We start from the raw sequence: 25961 nt of genomic DNA on the forward strand, positions 1-25961 counted from the left end.
TCACCCCGATGACAGCCCATCTCTACTGGGACGAGGTCTGGCGCACCGACAGCGGGCGCACAGGCGACTGGTCGCGGCCGCACCCGTGGGTCGTGGACGAGGCCGCCCGGCTGCAGAAGCTCGGCGCCGTGGACGTACTGGACCTCGGCTGCGGCGTCGGCCGGCACGCCCTCTGGTTCGCGGAGGCGGGGTTCACCAGCTCCGGCACCGACGCCAGCGAGGCGGCCGTCCAGGCAGCCCGGGACGAGAGCGTCAAACGCGGGGTGCAGGTCGGCCTCGAGGTCGGCGACTTCGGCGAACTTCCGTACGCGGACGACAGTTTCGACTACGTCCTCGCCTTCAACGTGGTCTACCACAACGACGAGGCCGGGCTCGCGAGGGTGCTCGACGAGGTCCGGCGCGTGCTGCGCCCGGGCGGCGTCTACCAGTCCACGATGCTCTCCAAGCGCAACGGCGAGTACGGGCGCGGCAACGAGGTGAGCCCGAACACCTTCCGCCAGCCCGGGGCCGCCGACGACAAGGTGCACCCGCACATGTACGTGGACGCGGCCGACCTGCTGCGCCTGCACCCGGGATTCCGGCTGCTCAGCGCCACCGACGCCGAGCACGCCAAGCCCGGCTCCTTCCACTGGCACTGCGTGTTCGAGTTGCCCGGGGAGGACGTGGCCGGCACCAACCACGGCCGCTTCGCGCAGAGGGCCGGGGAATAGTGTCGAAGGCGGCGCGACTGCGCGAGTTGCTGGAGCGTAAAGAGATAGCGCGGATCGTCGGGTCCAGGGACGCGCTGACGGCCCTGCTCGTCGAGGAGGCGGGCTTCGACGGCCTGTGGGCGTCGAGTTTCGAGATCTCCGCGTCCCGGGCCCTGCCCGACCTGGGCCTGCTGACCATGTCCGAGCTGCTCGAGGCCTCCTCGCACGTGAACCAGGCGACCTCGCTGCCGCTGCTGGCGGACTGCGACACCGGCTTCGGCGGCAACATCAACGTCGTCCGTACGGTCCGCCAGTTCGAGGCGGCGGACATCGGCGGCATCTGCCTCGAGGACAAGGTGTTCCCCAAGCGGAACAGCTTCCTCGGCGGCGGCCAGAACCTCGAGGACGCAGGCGAGTTCGCCGGCCGGATCCAGGCCGCCGTACGGGCCCGCACCACCGGGGACTTCACCGTCGTCGCCCGGGTCGAGGCGCTCATCGCCGGGGCCGGGCTCGAGGAGGCGCTGCGCCGCGCCCACCTGTACGCGGACGCGGGCGCCGACGCCATCCTGATCCACTCCAAGGAGTCCACGCCGGCCGAGATCCTGGAGTTCCTCCAGGCCTGGCAGGCCCGTACGCCCGTGGTCGTCGTACCGACCACGTATCCGCACTGGGACCTCGCCGAGGCGCAGGCGGCGGGCGTCTCGATGGTGATCTACGCCAACCACGCGCTGCGCGCCTCGGTCTCCGCCATGCGCGACGTCCTCGGGGAGATCCGGCTGCAGGGCGGGACCGGCGGGGTCGAGGACGCCATCGCCCCGATGAAGGAGCTGTTCGGGCTCACGCAGGTCAACCGGTGGGAGGAGTGGAGCGCATGATCAGCGCCGAGTTCTTCTGCGCGGAGCTGGACCGCCGGGGGTACGGGTTCTTCAGCGGGGTGCCGTGCTCCTTCCTCAAGGGCCCGTTCGCGCTGCTGGAGCAGCGCGGCAGCTACGTACCGGCGCCCAACGAGGGGATCGCGCTGTCCATGGCCGCCGGCGCCGAGCTGGGCGGGACCAAGGCCGTGGTGCTGGCCCAGAACTCGGGGCTGGGCAACCTCCTCGACCCGCTCACCTCGCTCACCATGGCGTACGAGATCCCGCTGCTGCTCTTCGTCAGCCTGCGGGGCTGGCCGAAAGCCGAGGACGACGAGCCGCACCACGCGGCCATGGGCGCCGGCACCATCGGGGTACTGGAGTCCGTCGGGGTCGCCCACGGCATCCTCGACCCGGCCGAGGAGAGCCTGGGCGGGCTCCTGGACCGCGCGGAGGAGGCCCGCCGCGAGAACCGTTCGTTCGTCGTCCTCGTACCGGCGAAGACCGTCGACGCCCACCCGGTGCCGGCGGCCGCCCCGGACGCGCAGATGGACCGGCGGGAAGCGGTGTCCGTCATCGCCGGGCACGTGGGCGACGCGCTGGTCTACAGCACCACCGGCATGATCAGCCGGGAGCTGTTCGGGATCGTCGACAACCCGCGGAACTTCTACATGCAGGGCTCCATGGGGCACGCCATCGGTCTCGGCCTGGGCACGGCCCTGAACCGCCCCGACCAGCAGGTCGTGGTCATCGACGGTGACGGCGCGGCGGTGATGCACCTCGGCGGGCTCGCGCTCGTCGGCGAGCGGCGCCCCGCGAACCTGACCCACTTCGTGCTCGACAACGGCGCGTACGACTCCACCGGCGGGCAGCGCACCCGCGATGTGGCCATGCGCTGGGACGAGTTGGCGCTCGCGGCCGGATACCGCACGGGACGGGTCTGCCGCACGGCCGGGGAAGTCACCGCGCATCTGGCCGAGATCGAGGGGCTGCCCGGTCCGCACCTGGTGGCCCTGCACATCGGCAGGGGTGGGGCCACTCCTCCGCGGGTAACGTCGGCGCACACCAACGCCGAGGTCAGGGCCCGCTTCCAGGCCGCGGCGACCGCATCCCGGAAGGACGACCTGCCGTGAACACCGTCATCGCCCACGTGAGCGATCTGCACCTGGACCTCTCGGAGCGCGCCACGGAGCGCGCGCTGACCGTCATGAACTACCTGCGCGACCTCCCCGGTCCCCTCGACGCCGTCCTGGTCTCCGGGGACATCGCCGACCACGGGACGGCGGACGAGTACGCGCAGGCCCGCAAGCTGTTCGACCTGCCGTACCCGGTGCTGATGCTGCCCGGCAACCACGACAAGCGCGGTGCGTTCCGCAGCGGCCTGCTCGACGGCGAGCCGCAGGACCAGGAGCTGAACCAGGTCGTCCGCACGCCCGGTGCCGTCTTCGTCTTGTGCGACTCGACGATCCCGGGCAGCGACGAGGGCCTGCTCAGCGACCTCACCCTGCGGTGGCTCGACGAGACGCTGACCGCCGAGGGCGGCGAACTGCCCGTCTTCGTCTGCTTCCACCACCCGCCGGTCGACCTGCACACCCCGTACGTGGACCGGGTCCGGCAGTTCGGCGAGGAGCGCCTCGCGGCGGTGCTGGAACGGCACCCGCAGGTCGTGGCCCTGCTGTGCGGTCATGCGCACGTCGCCGCGGCCACGACGTTCGCGGGCCTTCCGCTGCTGGTGGCGCCCGGGGTGGCCTCGACCGTCCCGCTGCCCTTCGAGGGCCGGCCCGCCGTGGACTACGAGCTGGCCCCGGCGCTGGCGTTCCACGTGCTCGACGACCGGCGGCGGCTGGTCACGCACTACCGGGCGCTCGGCCGGCCGCATCCCGACCACTGAGAGAAGGCTGAGAGAAGGCCATGAAAAGAGTCCTGATCGCCAACCGTGGTGCGATCGCGGCCCGGGCCGTCGACACCTTCCGCACGCTGGGATGGTCACCGATCGCCGTCGTCGCCCTGTCGGACCCCCAGCGGCTCCACACGCTCGCCGCGGACGGGTGCGAGTACCTCGAGGGCACCGGGCTCGCGGAGACGTACGACCACGTGGGCCGGATCGTCGAGGCGGCCCGGCGCTGCGGCGCCGACGCGGTCTACCCGGGCTACGGGGCTCTTGCGGAGGATCCGGAGCTGCCCCGGCAGCTCGCCGCGGCCGGGATCGCCTTCATAGGGCCGACGGCCGAGGTGCTCGCGGCGGCCCGCGACAAGGACCACGCGGTCGCCACCGCCGCCCGGCTCGGCCTGCCCGTGCTGCCGCACGCGACGGGGCACGGGCCGATATCCGAGCTGGTCGAGGAGATCGGGCTGCCCGTCATCCTCAAGCCGGTCACCGGCTGCGGCGGCCTCGGCGTGCGCATCGTGCAGACGGAGGCCGAGGCGGAGCGGGCACTCGCCCTGATCGCCGAGGACGAGGACCCGGGCGGGCACGCGGGCCCGGCCGACGGCGAGGGCACCGACTGGTACGCGGAGCGGTACGTGGAGCGGGGACGGGTGGTCGGAGTCACCGTCGCCGTCGACGACGCCGGGACCGTGCACCCGCTCGGCGAGCGGGAGAGCCTGCTGGTCGACGGCAGCATGAAGCTGCTGGAGGCCTCCCCGGTGCAGGGCGTGGCGCCGGAGCTGCTGGAGCGGATGCGCAGGGACACGGCCCGGCTCGTCACCGGGATGGGGCTGCGGGGCGTGGCGACGGTCGAGTTCATCGTCGGCGCCCGGGGCCACTACTTCCTGGAGGTCAACGGCCGGCTGCCGCTGGCCTACCGGATGTGCGAGGCGCAGACCGGACTGGACGTGGTGGCCCTCCAGATGGAGCTGGCACAGGGCGCGGTGCCCGCCCCCGGCCGGATCCGCGTCGACCGGGACACGCACTGTCTGGAGGCCCGCCTGTTCATCGAGCCGGCGGCGGGCGGGGCGCCCGGCCTGATCACCGCCCTGGAGCTGGCCCCGGAGCCGGGGGTGACGTACAACTGCGCCCTCGACCTGCGCAGGCCCGTCGTGCTCGACAACATCGTCACCCAGGTCCTGGCCTGCGGGGACAGCCGCGGCGCGACCGCCGGGGCGGTGTTCCGGGCCGTCGGGGGCAGCGGGGTTTCGGGGGTCGCGCACTGCGCGGAAGAGATAGCCGTGTGGCTGCGCGGTTCGGGACTGGTCCCGGAGCGTCTCGGCAGCCAGGCCTTGGGAGTCTGAATGAACAGCAACGATCCGTTCTCGGCCGTCCGCCACCCCGTCGACCGCGCGCTGGCGACGGCCGTCGCCGAGAGCGGGGAGGACGACGTGCGCACGGACTGGTACCGGGAGTTCGGGGAGGGCATCCGGCAGTACGTACGGCGCCACCTCGACGCCCGGCCCGGGTACTTCGTGCTCGGCGGCCTGGACCACCTCACCGAGGAGCAGGCGCGCCGGTTCACGGTGGCCGTCTCCCGGCTGGCCGGGGACCTGCTGCCGCAGGACGGTGCGGGAGCCCTGCTGCGGGACGTACGGGACCGTGGCGTGCGGCTCGGCGAGGGTGCGACGGGCCGCTACTCGGACAGCCGGCAGGGCGGCAGCCTGCACACGGACGCGGCGCACCGGCCGGGGCGGCTTCCGGACATTTTCACGCTGTTCTGCTTCCGGCAGGCCTCCAACGGCGGAGCACTGGTCACGGTGCACGTGAGCGATCTGCTGGAGATCCTGCGGGCCCACCCCGAGGAGCTCGCGGCGCTGCGGCTGCCCGTCCACTTCGACACCCGGGACGACACCCCGGGGGTGCCGCTGACGACCGAGCGTCCCGTCCTGGAGTTCAGGGGCGGCCGGGAGCGCATGTACTACCTGCGGGACTACATCGAGATCGGGCACCGGCACCCGCACGTACCGCAGTTGACGCCCGAGCAGGTCAAGGCGCTGGACCTGCTGGACTCGCTGCTGGACCGGCGGGATCTGCAGACGCACGGGCGGCTGGCACCCGGCGAGATGATCTTCATCGACAACCGGTCGATCGTGCACGGCCGGACCGCGTTCGACGACGAGGAGCCGGCCGGCGGCGGCCGGCTGATGCTCCGCACCTGGATCGGGCTCCCGGAACACGGCGAGGACACGGCCGGGGCCGGGGCCGTCCTGTGACGCGGTTCGTCACCGCGCTCGAACGGTCCGGACTGGCCGAGTTCCTGGCCGATTTCCCCGGCGACTCGGTGGACCGCCTCCAGTGGGCCGCCGCCGCCCGCGGCCTCGACGGGGAGCTGCGCGCCCTCGCCGGGTTCCTGCTGCTCGGGGAGCCCGTGGCGGCCGACCGGCTGCCTCCCGCCCTCGCCGGGGCGCTGCCGGCCCTGGTCGAGAGCGGTGTCGCCGTCCGGCGCGGGGACGAGGTCCGGCTGGTCGACGTCAGCCTGTTCCGCTCCGCCGGGGTGTGGCTCTTCGCGGAGCCGCCGAGCCCCTTCCCCGTACGCCACTACTTCGGCCGGGACTCCGTCGCCCTGGCCAGGCGCACCGGCTGCCGGGCCGGGGACCGCGTCCTCGACCTCTGCTCCGGGCCGGGCTTCCAGGGGCTGGTGGCCGCGCAGCGGGGGGCCGGGGCCACGCTGGTGGAACTGCTGCCCGAGACGGCCGAAGTGGCCCGGCTCAACGCGGAGATCAACGGGATGGGCGACCGGATCGAGGTCCTCGTCGGCGACCTGTACGACCCGCTCCCGGCCGGGGTGGAGCCGTACGACCACGTCATCGCCAACATCCCCTTCCTGCCGACCCTCTCCGCCCGGGGCGAGGAGGCCGCCCACGAAGGCGGCGAGGACGGGTTCAGCATCGGCCGCCGGGTCCTCGCCGGACTGCCCCGGCACCTGGGCGCGGGCGGCACGGCCCATCTGACCGGGCTCCTCCTCCAGGCCGGCCAGGAGCTCGTCATCGACGGCGAACTGCGCTCCTGGGCAGCGGAGAACGGCTACGGCCTCACGCTCACGCTGACCGAGCGCATGGCGGTGGACGCCGACTCCGACCTCGTCCAGACGACCGTGTCGGACCACCTGGAGACCGAGCCGCAGGCCGACCCCGAGGAACTCACCGCCGCCGCCGCCGGCATGTACGCCTGCCGCGGCGCGACCGCCGCCCGGCTCGCCTATCTGCGCATCGACGAAGGAATGGCCGACTTTCGCATCCTCGACCGGGCGCCCGGGTGAAGCTGACCTGTATGACCAGCGCATTCGTTGACGATCGGGAAGGACGCACAGCGTGACGGCAGGGACGGACGGCGTGGCCGACGGTACGCAGGACCCGCGGGACCCGGAGCTCGTCGAGCTCGCCTCGATACGCGACGCGGACGTCGACGAGTGGAACGCACTCGCCGGTGGCGCCGCCCTCTACTCGAGCCACCGCTGGCTGCTCTACGGCGAGGAGCTGCACGACTCCGGCTCCCGCCACCTGGTCGCCTCCTCGGGCGGCTCGTACGTCGCCGGCCTGCCCACCCACCGCTTCACCGGCAAGGTCCCGCACTTCTACGATCCCGCCGTCCTGTTCCCCGGCGCGGCCGAGCCCGCCACGCCCGAGCGCCCGCTGCTCCTCGGCGGCACCCGCCTCGGCTACACCAGCGAGGTGATCGTCGCCCCGGGCACCGCCGAGCCGCTCGCCCTGGCGGGCCTGCGCACCGTACTGGACCGCTTCCGCGCCCTGGGCGCCGCCGACGGCGGGCTGTCCGCCCTGCTCTACCTCACCGACGAGTCGGTGGAGCGGCTGCTGCCGCTGCTCGGCCCCCGGGACCAGGTGGTGATGATGGACGCGACCGCGGTCCTGCCCGTCGACCCCGACGGCCTGGAGGGGTACCGCAGGCGGTTCACCTCGCACCAGTTCACGTCCATCCGCCGGGAGATGCGCCGCTACACGGACGCCGGCTGCCGTACCGAGGTCAAGCGCCTCTCCGAGTGCCACCAGCTGCTCGGCCCGCTCTCCGCGCAGGTCCTGATCCGCTACGGCCATCCCGTCACCGACGCGAGCGAGTCGGAGCGCTTCGCCCAGCAGGCCACGCTGTTCGACGACAACTGCCGGATCCTGGCGGCCTACCAGGGCGACCGGATGGTGGGCTTCACCCAGTACTTCTTCTGGGGCGACACCATGTACGCCCGCTCGCACGGGCTGGACGACTCCATCGCCCGCGAGGCCAAGCTCTACTTCAACCTCACCTACTACGAGGCGGTGCAGTACGCAGCGGCCCACGGCTACCGCTCCGTGGACCTGAGCTGCGACGCCTTCCAGGCCAAGGTGTCCCGGGCCGCCCGCCTCCGGCCCCTGTGGGGCATCGTCCTCGACGCCCCGTGGACCGGGCCGGTGCTGGACCGCGTACGCGCCGAGGAGAAGGCCCGGCGCACGGAGTTCGCCTCCCACGACCCGGGGATCGAGTCGCGGGTGGCGCAGCTGGTGGACGCGCGCGGCCGGTAGGGGGTGTCTTGTCGATCGGGCCGGATCAGGGAGCGGCGTCCGGTGCGTGCGATCGCAAGGCCGAGGAGGGAGTCGACGCGGAGTGTCGGCGAGCGACGAGAACGCGGCGAGCGTGCGTGCCGGACGCCGCGAGCCCGGCCTGATCGGCAAGACACCCCCTAAGGCCGTACCCACCGAAGACGGCCCAGGCCGGCCGCGACGCTCACCCGGCCGGTCTGGGCTCCCGCTCCTTGTCCCGCAGGGGCCGGCCGCGTTCGGCGATCGCCGCCACCGGCGGCACCGCCGCCCCGGCCGTGACCATGATCGCGACGAGCGCGACCCACCCCAGCGGGCCCGCGCTCAGGCACAGCGCGTTCAGCACGGCCGGCGCCACGGCCCCGCCGATGCCGACCCCGACGGAGAACACGCCCTGGTACTCGCCCTGGGCGTGCTCGGGGGCCAGCCCGAACGACAGCGCGTACTCCCCCGCCGTGAACAGCATCTCCCCGAAGGTCAGCGCCGCCGTGCCGATCAGGATCAGCCCCATCGCCGCGTACACCGGGACGTGCGCGGCGGCGAAGACCAGCCCCATCGCCAGCGCGATGACCGGACCGCTGCGCCGCATGGCCAGCGCCCCGTCGCGCGGGGTCTCGACCCCCTTGGCGACCTTGGTCTGGAGCAGGACCACGAGCGCGCAGCTGAGTGCGAAGACCAGCGACACCGTCCAGCGCGGCGCCTTCGTGTACTCGGCGATCCACACCGGCATCAGCACGGTCATGAAGACGTCGAACATGACGAGGGTCCCCGCGAGCATGCTGACGGCGAGGAACGGGCGGTCGGCCAGGGCGTAGCGCCGGCCGCCCCCGGCGTCCCTGGGCACCGGCGGCAGGTGCGGCAGCCGGGCCACCAGCAGCGCGGCGACGAGGTACGAGACGACGTCGGCGCAGATCGCGATCACATAGGCGGTACGGGTGTCGGCCTGCAGCGCCAGCCCGCCGAGCAGCGAGCCGGAGACCATGGCGAGGTTCTGCAGGGAGTAGATCCGGGCCCGGTACGCGACCCGGTCCTCGCCGCCGACGTACGCGATCAGCGCCCCGCTGATCGCGGGGAAGGCGCCGCGCCCCAGGGCGATCAGGGTGATCACCACGAGGAACCCGGGCATTCCCTCCACCAGCAGCAGCGCGCCCGCGGCGCCCGCCTGCGCGACCAGCCCGGCGATTCCCACCTCGCGCGGCCCGAACCGGTCGGCGAGCCGGCCGACGACGGGCCCGGCGACCAGGCCCGCCAGCCCGGCCGCCGTCAGCCCCATGACGACGTTGCCGGTGGACAGGCCCACGGAGCGGACGAAGAACAGGACTTGGAGGGGTGCCCAGCTGCCCGCCCCGAGGTAGCGCACGAACAGCGCGGCCGCCAGGCCGCGCCGCAGGCCCTGCCCGTCGCGGAGCATCAGTGTCCGGCCGGGGTGTCGGCGGCCGCGGGACGGGGGTTGACCTCGACTCCCAGCTTGGGCGCGAGGAGCTTGCGCAGCTGCTGCGCCGCGGCCTCGGCCGTGTTCGCCCGTACGACGTCCCAGCCGCGCCGGTCCGCCCAGTCGAGCATGACCTCCCGGGTGGCAGCCTGGTGGGACAGGAAACGCTCCGGGCGGCACTGCGGGTCCCGGCCGCACTCGTACGGGGTGATGTCCCCCTTCTTGCGGCGCAGCGCCTCCTCGGGCGTGACGTCGAAGAAGACGACGGTGTCCACCGGGGCCATGGCGTCGACGATCGCGTCCACGAGGGCCTGGGGGCAGCCCGCCAGCAGTTCGGTGGCGGCGTGCTTGACCCAGTAGCCGTCGAGGACGACGAGGTCCGCCTCGGCGGCGCGGGCACGTTCCGCGGCCAGGGTGTTGAGCCAGCCGAGGAAGAGCATCCGGGCCGGGTTCGGCATCTCGGCGATGCAGACGCGCAGTTCGTCGAGGGTGGTGCCGCGCAGGAAGCGGGCCTGCGGTACCTCCGCCTCCGCGAAGACCTGCCACTTGCCCACGACGCGGAACGACAGGCCCTGGCTCTCGGCCCAGCTCTGCAGCCGCTTGACCTGCGTGCTCTTGCCCGCGCCGTCGGGTCCGTCCATCGCAACGATCACTGTTCAAATCCCTTCGGAAGGTCCGCCACGGGCCGTCGCCGTACGGAAGTCATGCGGTGGTGCCGAGCGTGCTGCGGTGGTACGCGAGGGCACGCTCGATCAGCGCCTCGGCGGCGCCGGTGTACTCGGCCGGACTGAGCAGACGCGCCAGCTCGCCGGCGGTGAACTCCCCGGCCAGCTCGGGCGCGTCGGCGAGGAGCTTGTCCACGAGGGAGTCCGCGTCCCCGGCGCCAGCGGTCCCGGAACCCCCGGCGCCCACGGCCACCCGGCTCACCAGCCGCTTGGCGCCGGCCTTGCCGAGCACGGCGGCCAGTACGGCGGCCAGCCGCTCGGTGACCACGGCCCCGCCGGTGAGCCGCAGGTTGGCCTCCATCCGGGCCGGGTGCACCTCCAGCCCCTCGGCCAGCTCAGCCGCCGTGCAGGCGGCCCCGCCGACCAGCCGCAGGGCCTCGCGCAGAGGCTGCCATTCGCCGTGCCAGGCACCGGCGGGCCGCTCGTCCTCGGCGGCGGCCGCGCAGTGCGTCAGCGTGAGGACCAGCGAGGGCACCTGGAGCGCGGCCGAGCGGATCATCGCTGCGAGCACCGGGTTGCGCTTCTGCGGCATGGCGGAGGAGACGCCCCGGCCGACCCCGGCGGGCTCGGCCACCTCGGCGAGCTCCGTGCGGGCCAGGGTCTGCACGTCGGTGGCGAACTTGCCGAGCGCCACCGCGGCGTGCGCGAGGACGGCACCGGTGTCGGTGATCGGGGTGCGCAGGGTGTGCCAGGGCAGGACGGGCTCCGCGAGGCCCGTCTCGGCGGCGAAGAGTCTGATCAGCTCCCCGGTGTACGCAGCGGGGTCCCTGTCGGGCCGGCTGCCGCCGTCCCCCTCGGCGGGGGCCTGCTGCGCGTAGGCGAGGTAGCCCGCGAGGGTGCCCGCGGCCCCGCCGAGCTGGACCGGCAGCCCCCCGTCGAGGAGGGCCCCGACCCGGCGCCGTACGTCGAGCACGGCGACGAGCCAGCCCGCCGCCTTGAGGCCGAACGTGGTGGGGACGGCGTGCTGGCCGAGCGTGCGGGCCGCCGCCGGCGTGCCCCGGTGCTCGTCGGCCAGCCGGGCCAGGGCCACGGCGGTCCGGTCGAGCTCGGCGCGGACGAGGCGCAGGGTGCGGGCCGTGACCAGCATCGCGCCCGTGTCGAGGATGTCCTGGCTGGTGGAGCCGCGGTGCACGTACTCCGCCGCCGCCGGGTCGGCGGCCGCGACCACCGCCGTCAGCTCCTCGACCAGGGCGACCACCGGGTTCCCGGCGCCGCGCGCCCGTACGGCCAGCGCGGGCAGGTCGACCGCCTCGGCCCGGGCGCACGCCGTGATGGTCTCGGCCGCCTTCGCGGGCACGGTGCCCAGCCGGGACTGTGCCCGGGCCAGGGCGGCCTCCGCGTCGAGCATCGCCTGGGCCCAGGCGCTGTCGGTCAGGGCCGCCTCGGTGGCGGTACCGGCCCGGACGGGCGAGAGCAGGCCGGTGTCCGCTGCGGCCGCCGCTCCGGTGCCGGGTCCGCGGTCCGGCGACTTCTTCGGGCCGTCCATCACGTGCTCCTCGTCAGGGTGTCGAAAGGGCGGCCGGCCCGGGAGGCGAGGCCGAGGATGCTGCGGGCGATCGCGTCGGAGTCGCCGAGGATCACCGAGTCGACGCCCGGCCGCGCCCCGGCGGCCGTCACCCAGTGCACGCCCTCGGTGGGCACCCCGTACGCGAAGCGCCGCTCGTGCGGCGCACCCGCCGCGTCGATGATCCGGTACGGGCGCTGCGTGACCGCGATCCCGCCGGTCCGGTACGGGCCGCGCTCGTCGCCGATCACGTACGGGGTGCACTGGCCCGTCGCGTACAGGTACCCCAGCAGCGGATCCTCGGTGCGCACCAGATCGGGTTCCGGCAGCCGCGCCTCGATGAACGCCCCGGCGTGCACGGCGTCTTCGCCCACCCGCGGCGAGCGGGCCGTGAAACGGCCGGTGGCCTCGTCCGCGGCGAACTCCGCTCCGGGGCCGAGCACGGTCAGCACGCCGGCCTCGATCAGCGCGATCGCCTCCTCGATCCGGCGCGGCGGCGGGCCGATGGACAGGTAGGCGTTCAACGGCCCGTACGAGCCGGTCAGTTCGTCGCGGTAGTCCGCACCGGATATCCCCCCGTGGTCGACCAGCAGCCGCACCTCGTTGCGCAGGTCCCGCAGTACGTCGAGGGCGGCCTTGTACGGCCCGTCGACGTTGCCCGCACGCGCCTCGGCGACGTCCCGGCGCAGGTGTTCCAGCAGCCAGCCGGTGAACTCGGCGCGGTCGGTGAAGACGCGGTCGGCGCAGGGCCGGGCGACGCGGTCCCAGTCCCAGCGCCGTCCGGGTGCCACGCCCAGCGCGTCGAGCATCCGGTCGCGGGCGTACGCGGTCCAGGGCCCGGAGGCGCTCAGCGCGAGCAGCCGCGCCGCGGCCCCGGGGCGGCCGTCGGCCCGCAGCAGCGCCGCGTAGTAGACCGTCTCCACCTCCTGGGACACCAGCGGCCAGATGTCGCGCCGGAACGCCGGCCCCGGCCCCCGGCGCAGCCGGTCCAGCACGGCCGGGGTCAGGACGAGGGGGACGTGCCGGCCGTGCGCGCCCTTCTGGTTCTCCCCGCGGGCCTGGTACGGCACACCGCGGCGCGATCCGGCGTACAGCACGGGCTCGTGCCCGGAGCGGTGGTAGACCAGCCCGGCGTCCTTGGCCTCGAAGGCGCCGCCGCGGCCCTCCGTCAGCAGGGACATGTGGTCGAAGAAGTTGAGTCCGAGACCGCGCAGCAGGACCGGCTCGCCCGCCCCGATCCCGTCCAGCCCGGCCTCGGCCGGGTTCCCCGGGGGCAGGTAGAACAGCCCCCGGCGGGCCGCGAACCGCGCGAACGCGGCCTCGGCCGGGGTCGGGGAGACCGGCAGGTGCCCCTGGGCCAGGACGACCGCGTCCAGCCCGGACAGCACCGTGCCGTCGTCCAGGGTCACCCGGTCCCGGCCGTCCGCGCGGGCGTCCGGGTCCGCGTCGAGCCTGACGGCGCGCGCGGCGTGCGTACGGATGTCCGCCGGGGCCCGCCGGACCACGCTGCGCAGCACCCACTCCAGGTAGCGCCCGTACAGGGCCCGGGTGGGATAGGAGTCGGGGCCCGGCCCCTCCTCGGCCGCGGCCCATGCGGCCAGGCTGGGGCCGGGCCGCACGGGGCCGTCCATCGTCACGCTGTCGTCGGTGAAGAGGGTCACCTGGGAGGCGACGGTGTTCATGAGCAGGAGCTCCGACTGGTCGGAGCGCCACACCTGCCCGCTGCCGGGCCGCGGGTCCACGAGGTGGACCCGCAGCCGCACCCCGGCCGGCAGCAGCTCGTCCGCGTTGGCCGCGAGCCGTTCGAGGACGGACAGCCCCCGCGGCCCGGACCCGACGATGCAGACGGTCCACCAGCGGTCCCCGGGCGGGCGGGCGTCAGTAGGCGCCGAAGTACTCACGGTGCTCCCATACGGTGGTCTCGCCCGGTCCGGCGGGCCCCGATGCGGCCAGCCAGTCCCCGAACCGGGACACCTCGCTGCGCTTGAGCTGCGCGAGGCAGTCGTGGAGCGGCTTGCCCAGCAGTTCCCGGGCCAGGGCGCTGCCCTCCATCGCGGCCACCGCCTCGGCCAGGTCGCGCGGCAGGGCCGCCTCCGCGGGGCCGTGCGGGTCCTGTGCGGGACCGCCCGGCCGCAGCCCCCGCTCGATGCCGTCGAGCCCCGCGGCGAGCTGCGAGCCGAGGTAGAGGTACGGGTTGGCGCAGGGCTCGCCGAGCCGGTTCTCGAGGTGCGTGGACTCCTCGCCGGGGCCGCCGAGCACGCGCACCAGGGCGCCCCGGTTCTCGGCGCTCCACACGGCCCGGTCCGGGGAGAGCGAGAACTGCTCGTCGAGCCGGCGGTATCCGTTGACGGTCGGGATGGCGAACAGCGCGATGTCCGCGACGTGTTCGAGCAGTCCGGCGACGTAGCCGAGCCCCTCGTCCGACAGCAGGGCCGTGCCCTCCTGCGGTACGAAGGCGTTGCGGTCGGCCGCCGCGTCGAACAGCGACTGGTGCAGGTGCCAGCCGCTCGGGTCGAAGCGCTCCAGCCGGGGCAGCGCCATGAAGGAGGCGTGGTGGCCGAGGCGGGCGCAGATCTGCTTGGCGACCGTACGGAACAGCAGCATGGCGTCGGCGGCGTCGAGGCCGTTCATCGGGCTGAAGGTGAACTCCAGCTGCCCCGGCCCCGATTCGTGCTCGACGGTGCGCAGCGGCAGGCCGAGCTCGCGCAGGGCGCGCGCCAGCGGGGTGATGACGTGCATGAGGCCGTCGGTGAAGGTGTCGAGGTTGAACTGGTAGCCGCTGTTGACCGGTTCGACGGCGGGCGGTTCGCCCTGCACGCCGAACCCGCCGACCGCCGCGGCGGCCGTGGCCGAGGCGGCCGCCGGACCGTGCTCCGCGGCACCGGCCAGCCGGGTCACGTACCACTCGACCTCCAGGCCGACGACGTAACTCAGGCCGCGCTCGGCGGCGCGGGCGCACTGGCGGCGCAGGACGGCGCGGCTGGAGAGCGGGTGCGCGCTGCCGTCGCGCAGGTACTCGTCGGCGATGACCCAGCCGGTGGCCGCCTCGGTGTACGGCAGCACCTTGAAGGTGAGCGGGTCGGGGACGATCAGGAAGTCGCCGGCGCCGGTCAGCTCGGGGATGCCGATGCCGCCGCCGGGTGCGAAGAAGTCGACGCCCACCGCGTGCCCGGTGTCGAACACGAAGGGCCCCGGGCTCATGTCGATCCCGTTGCGCAGCGCCGTGCGGAAGGCTTCGACCGTCAGGGTCTTGGAGCGCATCAGCCCGTGCGGGTCGCCGAAGCCGACCCGGACGAACTCGAGCCCCGACAGGTCCTCCTCCAGGGCGTCCGCCGCGGCCCGCTGGTCCGCGTTCCACAGGCCGTGCCGCTCGACGAAGCCGACGCTGCCGGTGGCGAAGCGGGCGTAGCGGCGCTCGCCGGCTTCCCGCGCGGTGGTGGGCCTCGTCATGTCGGTTCCCCTTCGGTTTCCGGGCGTTGTGCGGTGAGTGCCGCGTACTGGTGGTGCCAGGGGTGCGCCTGCTCCAGCTGGTACGCGGCGGCCAGGACCCGCAGGTCGTCGTGGCGCCCGCCCACCAGTTGCAGGCCGACGGGCAGGCCCCCGGGCGAGTGCCCCGCCGGGACGGACACCGCGGGCTGGCCGGTCAGGTTGAACGTGTAGGCCTCGGGCGCCCACGCCAGCCAGGACAGGGCGCCCTTGCGCACCGGGTCCGGCGGCTCGTGGAGCTCGGCGGCGAACGGCTCGATGGCCACGGTCGGCATGGCCAGCAGGTCGTACCGCTCCATCAGGGCCTGGCTGCGGGCCCGCAGCACGGCACGCGCCTCGTACGCCCGGGCCAGCCGGGCGGCGCTCAGCCCGCGCCCGTACCGGATGACCTCGAGCCGGCCCGGGTCGAGGCGGTCTGCGACCTCGTCCAGGTCGCCCGCGTGGGCGACCGCCTCCCAGCCCGCCAGGATCGTCTCCAGCGCCGGGTACGGGTCCTCGAACGGCGGCGGGATCTCCTCGACCGTGTGCCCCCGGGCGGCCAGCGCCTCCACCGCCCGCCGGGCGGCGGCCGCGATGCCGGGGTGCGGCGCGGGATCGCCGAGCGAGGGGATCCAGCCGATGCGCAGCCGCGGGAGCCGCCCGGCCGCGGCCTCCGGGTCCCCGGTCGGCTCGCCGGGGACCCCGAAGGACAGCGGATCGCCCGCGTCGTAGCCGGACATCACCTGGGTGAGCAGGGCCGCGTCGGCCACCGTCCGGGTCAGCGGCCCCAGATGGGACAGCTCCTCCGGGCTCTGCGGCACGTACGGGATCCGGCCCAGCGATGGCTTGAACCCGACGACCCCGCAGAACGACGCGGGGATGCGGATCGACCCGGCGCCGTCGGTGCCGGTGGCGCCCACGCCGATGCCCACGGCCACCGAGGCGGCCGCACCGGCGCTGGAGCCGCCGGGGGTGCGGGCGGGATCCCACGGATTGCGCGTCGGACCCTGCAGCCGGTTCACCCCGGCCGCGCTCCAGCCGCCCTCGGTGGTGTTGGTCTTGCCGATGACCACGGCGCCCGCGGCCCGCAGCCGGGCCACGGCCGGTGCGTCCCGGTCGGGCACGGCATCGGCGTGCAGCAGGGAGCCGCGGGTGGTCCGGATTCCCTCCGTCGGGGTCAGGTCCTTGACCGAGACGGGCATGCCGAGCAGCGGCCGGTCCTCCCAGACGGCCTTGCCGTACCGGTGCAGCAGCCGGTCCGCGGCCTCGGCCTCGGCCGTGGCGCGCTCGCGGGCCAGGGTGAGGAAGGCCCCGATCCGCGGCTCCCACCGGTCCAGCAGCGCGAAGGTGGCGGCCAGGTGCTCCGAGGGCAGCAGGCTGCCGTCCCCGTACGCCGCGCGGAGGGTGCGGATGTCGGCGTGACTCGGGTCAGCCGCCATGGAAGGCCCGGTACCAGCTGTTGTCGAAGTCGCCGACCTCCAGGCCCCGGTCGGCGGCCGCCTGGTGCAGCAGCGCCTGGACCCGGCCCGCCACCATGGCCGCGCGCAGGTGGGGCAGTTCGAACTCGGCGCCGGAAGTGCGCAGCAGCCGCAGGTCGTAGAGGCCGGGGCGGTACGCGCCCTCCAGCACGATGCCGAGCGGGACGCGCAGGGCGTGCCGGACACCGAAGGCGACGTGCCCGGTGTGGTGCTGGTCGGACCAGTTGGTGATGTCCGCCGTCATCGGCGCGAAGAACCAGTCGTCGCGGCCCGGGGACTCCTCGGTCCAGGACATGCTGTGCGGCAGGTAGTGCCAGGTGTTGTAGCGCATCCGCGCGCTGTACGCGGAGAGGGTCCGGGCGAGGCCCGACCGGTCGTCGGCAAACTTCCGCGCGAAGGCGGCGCCGGGCGCGACGCAGCAGTAGAAGTCGCGGGTGGCCAGGGCCATGCGGTCCTCGGCCGGGTGGTCGCTGTGCAGCACGGCGACGCTCTTGGGGCCGCGGCCCATCACGACGTCGCAGTCCAGGGCGTCGGCCAGAGTCTCGAAGAACCGGTGGAGGAACCCCTCGTACGCGCTGGTGAACCCGGCGGGCGGGGCCAGCCGTACGACGCGCTCCACGACCTCCTCGGCGTACGCCCGCACCGTCTCGGGCGAGGCCGCGACGGGGAAGTGGCGGCCCGCGGCGCCGGAGAGCAGGCCGGCCACCGGTGCCGGGAGCTCGTCCCAGCCGAGCGGCTCGGCCATGATCCGCTCGCGTTTGTGCAGGGAGGCGCCGTTGATCTCGCGGTAGAACACGGCGCCGCGGCGTAACAGCTCCGCCCGCCCGCCGGCGCAGGCAGCGGCCAGGGCGTCGAGCGCGGCGCCCGTCGGCTCGCCGGCCAGGTCCGGGAGCCCGGCCCCGTACGCCTCGATGCGCTCGCGGAGGAAGTCCGCCAGCTGGTCGGGGGCCAGCTGTACTCCGTTGAACTCCTCGGCCCGGACCGGGGAGCCCGAGCTGATGAGCGCGTACATGCACACGACGAAGGTGGCGTCCTCGGGGGACCAGCGCGCGGCCGGGGTCTCCCGGAGCGCGGTGAGCACGGACCCTTCGGCCCCGGGGGCCATCGAACGCCCGGGCAGATTCGTGAACTTGCCGAGGTTGCTGTAGAAGCGGTCGCCGACGTACAGCAGCACGGGGGCCATGTGGACCAGCGCGTGGGCGACGGCGTCGATCCGCTCGCGGACCGACTCGGCGCCCTGCTGCGCGAGCCAGCGGTGGATCTCCTCGAACTGCAGCCGCTGGACGTCCTGGGCCAGGGCCCACAGCCTGCCCAGGGATTCTGGCCGGGACTGCCACTTGAGGGTGCCGAGCGGCTCGCCCTCTTGCGTCCCGGCGGGCTGCGTACCGGCCGGGACGACGCGCAGCCGCCCGGTCCCGGTCAGCATCAGCAGGTCGCCGGCGCCGCTGTCGGCGTCGGCCCCGGACCGGGCCGGGGCATCGGCCCCGTCCTCGGCCCCGTCCTCGGCCCCGGGGCCGCCGGTCGGGGCGAAACCGGCCACCTGGGACTCGGCGATCTCCGTGTACACGCGCTCACCGAGCCCCATGGCCGCTCGGCCGACCTGCTCGGGGACCATCCCGTCGAGGGTGGCCGCTATCCGTATCGCGTCGGCGGCCAGGCCGCAGGCACGCGCCCGCTCGGCGGCCGCCTTGACCTGGGCATCGAATCCGGGCGTCTTCAGCTGCATTGTCGTCACCTACGGAACGTCATTCGACGGCGGTTCGGGATCGGGGAGGGACGGACGACCCCGCGGGGCCCGGCTTCAGCCGAGCGCATCGAGGGTCCATGCGGACTCGTGGCGGGTGAACCCGATGTGGGGGTAGTACGCGACGGCGGCCGGCGCCGAGAGCAGCACGAGCTTGGCCTGCGGCGCGGCTTCCCGGGTGGCCCGGATCAGGTCCCGGCCCACGCCGCGCCGCTGGAACTCGGCGTCCACGGCGATGTCGCTCAGGTACGTGACGTACGAACCGTCGGTGATCGAGCGCGCGATGCCGATGAGCCGGCCGTCGAGGCGGGCCGTGATCACGAGGTTGGCACCGGCGAGCATCCGGGTGAACCGCTCGACGTCCTCGATGGGACGGCGCTCGCCGAGGGTGGACGCGCGGTAGAGGGCGGTGACTTCGGTGACGTCGAGGCTGGCACCGACGACGGGCTCACACTTCCACATGGTCTTGCAGCTCCTTGCTCAGTTCGATCAGTCGGGATTTCAGGTGGTCGCGGTTGCCGAGGAAGCGCCGCGGGTCCATTTGTTCACCGGTGACTTCCACGCCCCGGGAGCCGAGGCCCTCGGCGAGGCTCGTGCCGGTCTCCCACGCCTCGGTAGCCGCGGCCTGGACCAGCCGGTAGGCCTCCTCGCGGTCCCGGCCCCGGTCGACCAGGTCCAGGAACACCTCGGAGCTGTAGACCAGGCCCCGGGTGGCGTCGATGTTGCGCGCCATGCGCTCGGGGAACACCCGCAGCCCGCGCAGCAGCCCGGTGGCCGAGACGAGCTGGTAGTGCGCCACGGTCAGGCTGTCGGGCAGGATGACGCGCTCCACCGAGGAGTGCGCGAGGTCCCGCTCGTGCCACAGCGCGACGTTCTCGTAGGCAGCCCCGGCGTTGGAGCGCAGGATCCGGGCGAGGCCGCACAGCCGCTCGCTCGTCGTCGGGTTGCGCTTGTGCGGCATCGCGCTCGACCCCTGGTACGCGCTGGTCCGCGGCTCGTCGACCTCCCCGACCTCGGTGCGCTGCAGCATCCGCATCTCGAGGGCGAACTGCTCGACGACGGCCCCCGTCACGGCGAGCGCGGAGAGCAGCTCGGCGTGCCGGTCGCGCGCCACCACCTGGGTCGGCATCGGCTCGACGCCGAGCCCGAGCCGACCGCAGACCCACTCCTCGACGTACGGGGAGATGTGCGCGTACGTGCCCACGGGACCGGAGATGGTGCCCACGGCGACGGCGGCGCGGGCCGCGGTCAGCCGGGCGATGCTGCGGTGCAGGGCGAAGGCGTGCACGGCGAGCTTCTGCCCGAAGGTGGTGGGCTCGGCGTGGATGCCGTGGGTGCGGGCGATGCACACCGTGTCCCAGTGCTCCAGGGCGCGCTCCACGAGCAGTTCGGCGAACGTACGGGCGGCGTTCAGCACGAGGTCGCAACTGCGCGCCAGGATGTGTCCGAGAGAGGTGTCGACGAGGTCGTAGCTCGTCATCCCGTGGTGCACCCACCGCGCGGAGGCGGCCGGCATCGTCTCCGTGTAGGCCGCGAGGAAGGCGAGGATCTCGTGGTCGCGGGTGAGCTCCAGCTCCCGGATGCGGGCGACGGCGGGGACGGGGGCGCGGCGGATGTCGTCCAGGCTGTCCTGGTCCACGACGCCCAGTTCTGCCTGGGCCGTGGTCGCCAGCACTTCGACGCGCGTCCAGGTCTCGTACTTGTGCTCCTCGGTCCAGAGCGCGGCCATCTCCGGAGTGGAATAGCGTTCGATCAACGTCGGTTCTCCTCGGATCTCCCCGTGGGCCGGGAACCCGGGGCGGACACACCTCGGGCGGCACGGCGGGGGACGGGACGTGGGGGTGTGGGGATCGTGCGGTACGTGACGTGTCGTGCGGTCGTGGGGCTCAGGCGGTGAAGCCGAGCTCCGGTGGCAGGGCGGCAGTGGGAACGGCGGCGGACCCGGCGCGCACGGCCGGTCCGGTCGCGGACGCGGTGGCCCGCAGCGGGACCAGCGCTCCGGCCGGCCTCGTGTACCAGGCAGCCAGCGCGTTCTGCACGGCGCCGTGCCGGCTCTGCATCGAGTCCACGTCGAACGTGAGCTCGCGCGCGTACAGCCGGACCAGCGGGTGGTACGAGAAGCGCACCCCGCTGCCCTTGACGAAGTCGGCGTCCAGCAGGTGCTGTGCGGTCAGCCGCTCGAGGGTCTCCTCCGCACGGTCGTCCGGCAGCCCCAGCGCGGCTGCGGCCACCCGTACCGGGAACGAGGCCATCTCCAGCAGGCTGAGCAGCCGGAACGCCCGCCGCTCAGGGACGTCCAGGGCGGCGTAGCCGACCGCCAGGCTCTCGCGGACGCCGAGGTCGCCGACCACCAGCTCGTCGAGCCTCCTGCGGTCCGACTCCAGCCGCCGGGCGAGCGTCTCCAGGCGCCAGTGCGGCCGCTCCAGAAGCCGCGCGCCGACGATCCGGATCGCCAGGGGCAGCCGCCCGCAGTACCGCACCAGGTCCTGCGCGGCGCCCTCCTCGGCCGCCACCCGCTCGCGGCCGATGATCCGGGCCAGGATCTCGCGGGACTCCTCCGCGGACAGCAGCCCGAGGCGTACGTGCCGGGTGCCGCCCAGGGTGGACAGCATCTCCAGGCTGGTCACCACGGCCGCGCAGGTCGGCGAGGCCGGCAGCAGCGGCCGTACCTGGGCCTCGTCCCGCGCCCCGTCCAGCACGATCAGCACCCTCCGGTGGGAGAGCAGCCCCCGGTACAGGGCCACCAGTTCGCCGGACTCCGCGGGCACGGCGCCGGGGGCGACCCCGAGCGCGCGCACCAGCTCGCCGAGCACGTCCGCCGGCTCGCGGAAGCCGTCCCCGCGCTGGAGTTCGACGTACAGCTGGCCGTCGGGGAAGACGGGGCTGACGGCGTGGGCGACCCGGACCGCCATGGTGGTCTTGCCGACCCCGGCGGCCCCGTACAGGTTGAGCGTCTGCGGGACGGTGCGCTCCGCGCCGTCCCGGGAGACGTCCCGCAGCCGCTGGATCAGCTCGGCCTCGATGCCGGGCCGGGCGAACTCGGCGAGGCGCGGCGGGAGGGTGTACGGGGAGGCCGCACGTTCGGCGGCGCCGACGACCGGGCGCAGGCTCGTGCCACCGCCACCGCCACCGCCACCACCGCTGCCGGCTGCGGCGAGGGCGCGCGGCGCCGGATCCGGCTCCCCGCCGGACGACCGGGCGGGCCCGGTGAGGATCTGCCGGTGGGCGGCGCGGAGTTCCTCGCCCGGTTCCACGCCGAGTTCCTCCGACAACAGGCGCCGGGCCTCCTGGTACGCGGCGAGGGCCTCGCCCTGGCGGCCCGCCTTGTACAGGGCCGTCATCAGCCGGCCCCACGCGCTTTCCCTGAAGGGGTGTTCGGATACGAGGGCCCTGAGCCGGGGCAGGACCTCGGCGCTGCGCCCCACCGCCATTTCGGCGTCGGCCCAGCTTTCCGTGGCATTCAACCAGCGTTCAAGCAAGGCTGCCCCGTCGCCCTGGTGGAGGTATTCCGAGGGGATGTCGACGAGCGGGGTGCCATTGGTCTGCTCCAATGCCGACCGGAACAGCCGGGCGCGTTCGGCCGGTTCGGCGCAGAGTTCCGCCTTGTGCAGGAGGAGATTGAACCGGTCGAGGTCGAGCCGCTCGCCGTCGATCGCGATCGCGTAGCCGGAGGCCCGGCTGACGACCACGTCGGCACCCAGCACCTTGCGCAGGCGGGCGATGTAGCCCTGGAGCGTCTTGCGTGCGGTCAGCGGGGGTTCGCCGCCCCACAGCTGCTGGATGAGCTCCTCCGCGGTGAGGGTGCGGTTGGCGCGGAGCAGCAGGGCCGCCAGCACGACCCGGTGTTTCGCCTGCGGAATCTCTAATAACTCACCGTTCCGCCGTACGGTCAGCGGACCGAATACATCGAACTGGAGATCGTCCAGCATGTGATGCCCCCGAAAGTTCAAACCCACGGGCAAATGCGCAGGAGGCGGTGGCCCCTTGTGGAATTCAGCTCCGAGAATCGCCTTGCACAATGTTCACGACATCGTGCTGCGCGAGTTCCGTGAAGAGCTCGACAATGTCCTGCACCACGGATTCCTGATCGACCTCGTATTCCTCGGCGATCAGCGCGGCGATATCGCTCACGGTCCGCTTTCCGTCGATCTGCCGCCAGATGTGGGCGGCGGACGCGGTCAGTTCGAAGAAGTGCTCGTACCCGCCGACCACCGTCGTGCCGCGGTGGTTGCGGATCTTCACGTTCAGCGGGAGCGAGGCCACCGACCCGGGCCCCACCTGCACGTTTTCGTCGAGCGGCATCAGACCGACACCTCCATGGAGATCCGCTGGCAGACGGCGATGGTCTCCTCGACCCACTTCTGCGGGTTGTCGGGGTCGAAGGAGCGCATCGTCTCGATGGCCCAGTACGCGTCGAACGGCAGCAGCTCGGGGTTCAGGATCTCCATCCGCCGGGCCCGCCACTTCGGCCACAGGCTGCCGAACTGGCCCAGGCTCGCCTGGAGGGCGTCGACGGCATGGTTGAAGGCGTTCTTGGTCGCGATGACCGCGCTGTACAGGTCGCCCCGGGCGATCTGGCCGGCCGCGTCCTCGGTGTAACTGTCGGCCTGCTTGAGCGAGTTCACGATCAGCACCGACCGGTGGGCCGAGGCCGCGAGCCGCTCGCGGGTGGCCGCCAGCCAGGCGCCGTCGTCGGCTGCGGCAGCGTACGGGAGCCGCTCCAGCATGGCGATCTCGTGGTAGCTGAGGGTGCGCCAGCTGCCCTGGCCGTCGGCGAACTGCTCCTGGGAGACCTTCGAGAGGACCTGCTCGAGCTGGGACGAGGTCCAGTACTCGATGTCCCAGCGGCGGCCGTCGACGAACGTGCCCTCGTACTGGAGCGTGTTGGGTTCGAGCGCGACGTGGTTGGTCTCGTCGATCGTGCTGACCCAGACGTCCTTGGTGACCACGTGGACGTCGAGGTCGCTGGTGGGATTGCCCCAGCCTCTGATCAGGGAGCCGCTCGCGAACACCGTCTCGTACGCGTCCGGGAGCAGGTTGCGGCTCCCTAACGCAGCGATTACCCCGGAGGTGTCATACGTCATGAGGCACGGCCCTTCCCCGTCCCGGCCCGCTGCGACCGAGATCATCGGCCGGCGGCGCGCTCTGGTTCCACTTGGGTCGCCGCCCCGGAGTCCGAACGGGCGGCGCGCCTCGGAAAGGTGATCTCCGATCCCGAGGCCATTTCCGGCACACCCGAAAAATCGGCTGGCCATTTTTGGACTCTAGCAATGATCGTTAACGCCGCGGCAGTCCGAATGATGCGACGTCAGTCACATTACACAACTCTTGAACTTCCTTGCAGGCCAGCATATTGACGCTTCTTCAACTGCGTCCAGAAGCAACTCGTGGCGAGAATTGGACTTTACATTGCAGGCGCCATGAGGTCTGTAAGGAGAGCATCAGGAATGCGGTGGGGGCCCGGCGGCCCGCTGCAATCCGGGGGCGGGCGGTGGGCGCAGCCCCGCCCCCGGGCGCTGCGACGGCACCGCGGTGAGCCCTGCGCGGGCGCGGACGACACACGGGCGAGTGCAGGTTCTCGCCACCGGCGGCGAGGATCGGCGGGCGAAACCGGTGGGTTACGCGGCCCAGGTCTACATACCGCTGCCGGACTCGGCGGCCAGGGCGGCGAGTTCGGCCCGGGTCAGCGCGAGGAAGGCGGCCGAGGCCCGGACCTCCACCCCGCGTTCCTCCGCCACCGCCCGGAGGCGGTCGAGGACCGCCCCGACCGTGGAGAGGGAGCCGAGCGGGCGCAGCAGCCACAGGCGGCCCGGCGGCCGGTGCGGGAGACCGAGCTCCGTGAGGACCTCCTCGGCCTCCCAGTCGAGGTCGTGCAGGTCGGGCTCGGCGAGCGGGGCGGCCTCCACGTCGGTGATGTGCCCGTGGCCGTCCAGCCGGGTCTCCACCGCCCAGTGGGTGGAGCGGTCCGGGATCCAGGTCCGGGCCGCCGGGGGCCACACGTACGGCAGGAACACCCACAGCATGTCCTCGGGCGCTGGCTCCCAGCCGAGCACCTCCAGTTCCCGGACCTCGGGCAGCCGGTCCGGCTCCTGTTCGCTGCGGCCGGTGCGGCGCAGTGCGAGCGGGTGCGGTGTTCCGTCCTCGTCCCACGACATGCGCGCAGGCTACCGCCGCCGGGGGCGCCGGCCTACGACCGGCGGAAATCGACGTCCGACGGCGGCTCCCCCGGCCAGTTCAGCCGGGTCGGCGCCGGCCGCGTCTCGGCGAGGACCGTCCCGCGCGAGACCACGTACCGAGGCCGGACCTGGCGGCGGAGCGCCTCGGCGGGGGTCTCGGCCGGCAGCAGCACGAAGGAGGCGGGCGCACCCTCCGCGATGCCGTACTCCGAGGCCGTCAGCCCCAGCACCCGCGCCGCACGCTCCGTCACCATCTCGAAGGCCACCGGGATCTCGTCCGCTCCCGTGAGCTGCGCCGCGTACAGCCCGACGAGGGCGGTCTGGAGCGGGCTGGCGGTGCCGAGCGCGTTCCAGGGGTCCATCACGTCGTCGTGGCCGAAGGCCACGTTGACCCCGGCCGCCAGCATCTCCTTGACCTGGGTGAGGCCGCGCCGCCTGGGGTAGCCGTCGAAGCGCCCCTGGAGGTTGAGGTTCGCGAAGGGGTTGGAGACCAGGTTGATCCCGGAACGGGACAGCAGCCGCTGGAGTTTGAAGCTGTACGCGCCGCCGTAGGAGCCCATCGCGGTCGTGTGCGAGGCCGTCGCCCGTTCCCGCAGCCCCGTGCGCAGCGCGAGCGCGGCCAGCACCTCGACGAAACGGGACTGCTCGTCGTCGATCTCGTCGCAGTGGGCGTCCACGCGCAGCCCCTGCTCCTCGGCCACGGCGAAGGCGATGCCCAGCGACGCCACCCCGTCCTCGCGGGTGTCCTCGAAGTGCGGGATCGCCCCGACGACGTCGGCGCCGCGTGCGACCGCCTCGCGCAGCAGCGCCTCGCCGTCCGGGAAGGAGACGATGCCCTCCTGCGGGAAGGCGACGATCTGCAGGGTCAGGAACTCCCGGACCCGGTCGCGGACCTCCAGCAGCGCGTCCAGCGCGGTGAGCGCCGGGTCGGTGACGTCGCAGTGCGTCCGTACGTGCAGCACGCCCTGGGCCGCCTGCCAGCGCAGCACCTCCGTGGCGCGGGCGACGACGTCCTCGCGGGTCAGGGTCGCTTTGCGCTCGCTCCAGCAGGCGATGCCCTCCCACAGGGTCCCGGAGGCGTTCGGGCGCGGCTCGCCGACGGTCAGGGCCGTGTCCAGGTGGATGTGCGGCTCGACGAAGGGGGGCGACAGCAGTCCGCCGTGCGCCTCGATCAGCACGCCGGTGGCCGGCGGCTCCTTCTGGTCGTCGTACGGGACCACCCGCGCGATCCGGCCGTCCTCGGCGACCTCGACGTCGTACAGCCCGTCAGTGTGCAGCAGCCGGGCGCCCCGGACGATCATCCGCATGCGGCCACCCTACGACCGTGGGGGGGGGGGGGGGGGGGGGGGGGAAAAAAAAAAAAAAAAGAAACGAAAAGGGGGGGGGGTCACCACACCTTGCCTCGTGCTTTTTCTTTCTCCCCCCCCCCTTTCCCCTCCAA

At 73.4% G+C, this 25961-nt stretch carries 22 protein-coding genes; 8 read left to right on the forward strand and 14 right to left on the reverse strand.

What is annotated here, in order from left to right:
• The first annotated feature begins 8 nt into the window (after nucleotides 1-8).
• Genes ACZ5WG_RS08500 through ACZ5WG_RS08535 form a run of 8 tightly spaced genes read left to right on the forward strand, consistent with a single transcriptional unit; the run spans nucleotide 9 to nucleotide 7981 of the window.
• The gene (locus tag ACZ5WG_RS08500; protein ID WP_468721635.1) at nucleotides 9-710 is read left to right on the forward strand and encodes a class I SAM-dependent methyltransferase; all 702 of its coding nucleotides are present in this window, start codon (nucleotides 9-11) and stop codon (nucleotides 708-710) included.
• Nucleotides 710-1564 (forward strand): isocitrate lyase/phosphoenolpyruvate mutase family protein, encoded by an 855-nt coding sequence (locus ACZ5WG_RS08505; RefSeq protein WP_468721636.1) that lies wholly within the window; start codon nucleotides 710-712, stop codon nucleotides 1562-1564. Before ACZ5WG_RS08500 ends, ACZ5WG_RS08505 begins: the two co-directional genes overlap by 1 nt.
• Nucleotides 1561-2673, forward strand: coding sequence for a phosphonopyruvate decarboxylase (aepY, locus tag ACZ5WG_RS08510; protein ID WP_468721637.1), 1113 nt, complete (start codon nucleotides 1561-1563; stop codon nucleotides 2671-2673). The genes ACZ5WG_RS08505 and aepY overlap by 4 nt, the downstream gene beginning before the upstream one ends.
• Nucleotides 2670-3431 (forward strand): metallophosphoesterase, encoded by a 762-nt coding sequence (locus ACZ5WG_RS08515; RefSeq protein ID WP_468721638.1) that lies wholly within the window; start codon nucleotides 2670-2672, stop codon nucleotides 3429-3431. Before aepY ends, ACZ5WG_RS08515 begins: the two co-directional genes overlap by 4 nt.
• Before the next feature lie 20 nt (nucleotides 3432-3451).
• Nucleotides 3452-4771 carry a biotin carboxylase N-terminal domain-containing protein gene (locus ACZ5WG_RS08520; protein WP_468721639.1) on the forward strand — a complete coding sequence of 440 codons (1320 nt, stop codon included), beginning with the start codon at nucleotides 3452-3454 and terminating at the stop codon, nucleotides 4769-4771.
• The gene (locus tag ACZ5WG_RS08525) at nucleotides 4772-5683 is read left to right on the forward strand and encodes a TauD/TfdA family dioxygenase (RefSeq protein ID WP_468721640.1); all 912 of its coding nucleotides are present in this window, start codon (nucleotides 4772-4774) and stop codon (nucleotides 5681-5683) included.
• Nucleotides 5680-6729: a methyltransferase gene (locus ACZ5WG_RS08530; RefSeq protein WP_468721641.1), complete on the forward strand. Its 1050-nt coding sequence runs from the start codon at nucleotides 5680-5682 to the stop codon at nucleotides 6727-6729. The genes ACZ5WG_RS08525 and ACZ5WG_RS08530 overlap by 4 nt, the downstream gene beginning before the upstream one ends.
• A 52-nt stretch (nucleotides 6730-6781) precedes the next feature.
• Nucleotides 6782-7981 (forward strand): GNAT family N-acetyltransferase, encoded by a 1200-nt coding sequence (locus tag ACZ5WG_RS08535; protein WP_468721642.1) that lies wholly within the window; start codon nucleotides 6782-6784, stop codon nucleotides 7979-7981.
• Nucleotides 7982-8183: 202 nt separating this feature from the next.
• Here ACZ5WG_RS08535 and ACZ5WG_RS08540 read toward each other — a convergent pair whose 3' ends face one another.
• From ACZ5WG_RS08540 to codA, 14 genes are all read right to left on the reverse strand, one after another.
• Complete coding sequence (locus ACZ5WG_RS08540; RefSeq protein WP_468721643.1) at nucleotides 8184-9407, reverse strand: MFS transporter; 1224 nt, start codon at nucleotides 9405-9407, stop codon at nucleotides 8184-8186.
• The gene (locus ACZ5WG_RS08545) at nucleotides 9407-10081 is read right to left on the reverse strand and encodes a thymidylate kinase (RefSeq protein WP_468721645.1); all 675 of its coding nucleotides are present in this window, start codon (nucleotides 10079-10081) and stop codon (nucleotides 9407-9409) included. The genes ACZ5WG_RS08540 and ACZ5WG_RS08545 overlap by 1 nt, the downstream gene beginning before the upstream one ends.
• A 49-nt stretch (nucleotides 10082-10130) precedes the next feature.
• Nucleotides 10131-11639, reverse strand: coding sequence for a nitrosuccinate lyase (locus ACZ5WG_RS08550; protein ID WP_468721646.1), 1509 nt, complete (start codon nucleotides 11637-11639; stop codon nucleotides 10131-10133).
• Nucleotides 11639-13558, reverse strand: a complete 1920-nt coding sequence (locus ACZ5WG_RS08555; RefSeq protein ID WP_468721648.1) for an FAD/NAD(P)-binding protein — start codon at nucleotides 13556-13558, stop codon at nucleotides 11639-11641. The genes ACZ5WG_RS08550 and ACZ5WG_RS08555 overlap by 1 nt, the downstream gene beginning before the upstream one ends.
• The gene (locus tag ACZ5WG_RS08560) at nucleotides 13536-15107 is read right to left on the reverse strand and encodes a glutamine synthetase family protein (RefSeq protein ID WP_468721650.1); all 1572 of its coding nucleotides are present in this window, start codon (nucleotides 15105-15107) and stop codon (nucleotides 13536-13538) included. The genes ACZ5WG_RS08555 and ACZ5WG_RS08560 overlap by 23 nt, the downstream gene beginning before the upstream one ends.
• Nucleotides 15104-16561, reverse strand: a complete 1458-nt coding sequence (locus ACZ5WG_RS08565) for an amidase (RefSeq protein ID WP_468721652.1) — start codon at nucleotides 16559-16561, stop codon at nucleotides 15104-15106. Before ACZ5WG_RS08565 ends, ACZ5WG_RS08560 begins: the two co-directional genes overlap by 4 nt.
• Nucleotides 16551-18335, reverse strand: coding sequence for a hypothetical protein (locus ACZ5WG_RS08570; protein ID WP_468721654.1), 1785 nt, complete (start codon nucleotides 18333-18335; stop codon nucleotides 16551-16553). The genes ACZ5WG_RS08565 and ACZ5WG_RS08570 overlap by 11 nt, the downstream gene beginning before the upstream one ends.
• Nucleotides 18336-18401: 66 nt before the next feature.
• On the reverse strand, nucleotides 18402-18806 hold the full coding sequence (locus ACZ5WG_RS08575; RefSeq protein WP_468721655.1) for a GNAT family N-acetyltransferase: 405 nt from the start codon (nucleotides 18804-18806) through the stop codon (nucleotides 18402-18404).
• Nucleotides 18793-20100 carry an adenylosuccinate lyase gene (purB, locus tag ACZ5WG_RS08580; RefSeq protein WP_468721657.1) on the reverse strand — a complete coding sequence of 436 codons (1308 nt, stop codon included), beginning with the start codon at nucleotides 20098-20100 and terminating at the stop codon, nucleotides 18793-18795. Before purB ends, ACZ5WG_RS08575 begins: the two co-directional genes overlap by 14 nt.
• Before the next feature lie 130 nt (nucleotides 20101-20230).
• Complete coding sequence (locus tag ACZ5WG_RS08585; protein WP_468721659.1) at nucleotides 20231-22273, reverse strand: AfsR/SARP family transcriptional regulator; 2043 nt, start codon at nucleotides 22271-22273, stop codon at nucleotides 20231-20233.
• Nucleotides 22274-22337: 64 nt separating this feature from the next.
• On the reverse strand, nucleotides 22338-22646 hold the full coding sequence (locus tag ACZ5WG_RS08590; protein ID WP_468721661.1) for a PqqD family protein: 309 nt from the start codon (nucleotides 22644-22646) through the stop codon (nucleotides 22338-22340).
• Nucleotides 22646-23428 (reverse strand): hypothetical protein, encoded by a 783-nt coding sequence (locus tag ACZ5WG_RS08595; RefSeq protein ID WP_468721663.1) that lies wholly within the window; start codon nucleotides 23426-23428, stop codon nucleotides 22646-22648. The genes ACZ5WG_RS08590 and ACZ5WG_RS08595 overlap by 1 nt, the downstream gene beginning before the upstream one ends.
• 549 nt (nucleotides 23429-23977) lie before the next feature.
• Nucleotides 23978-24499, reverse strand: coding sequence for a DUF5956 family protein (locus tag ACZ5WG_RS08600; RefSeq protein ID WP_468721665.1), 522 nt, complete (start codon nucleotides 24497-24499; stop codon nucleotides 23978-23980).
• Between the two features lie 32 nt (nucleotides 24500-24531).
• Complete coding sequence (gene codA, locus ACZ5WG_RS08605; RefSeq protein ID WP_468721666.1) at nucleotides 24532-25827, reverse strand: cytosine deaminase; 1296 nt, start codon at nucleotides 25825-25827, stop codon at nucleotides 24532-24534.
• Between the last annotated feature and the right edge of the window lie 134 nt (nucleotides 25828-25961).

The organism is Streptomyces sp. NPDC032745 (assembly GCF_055579465.1).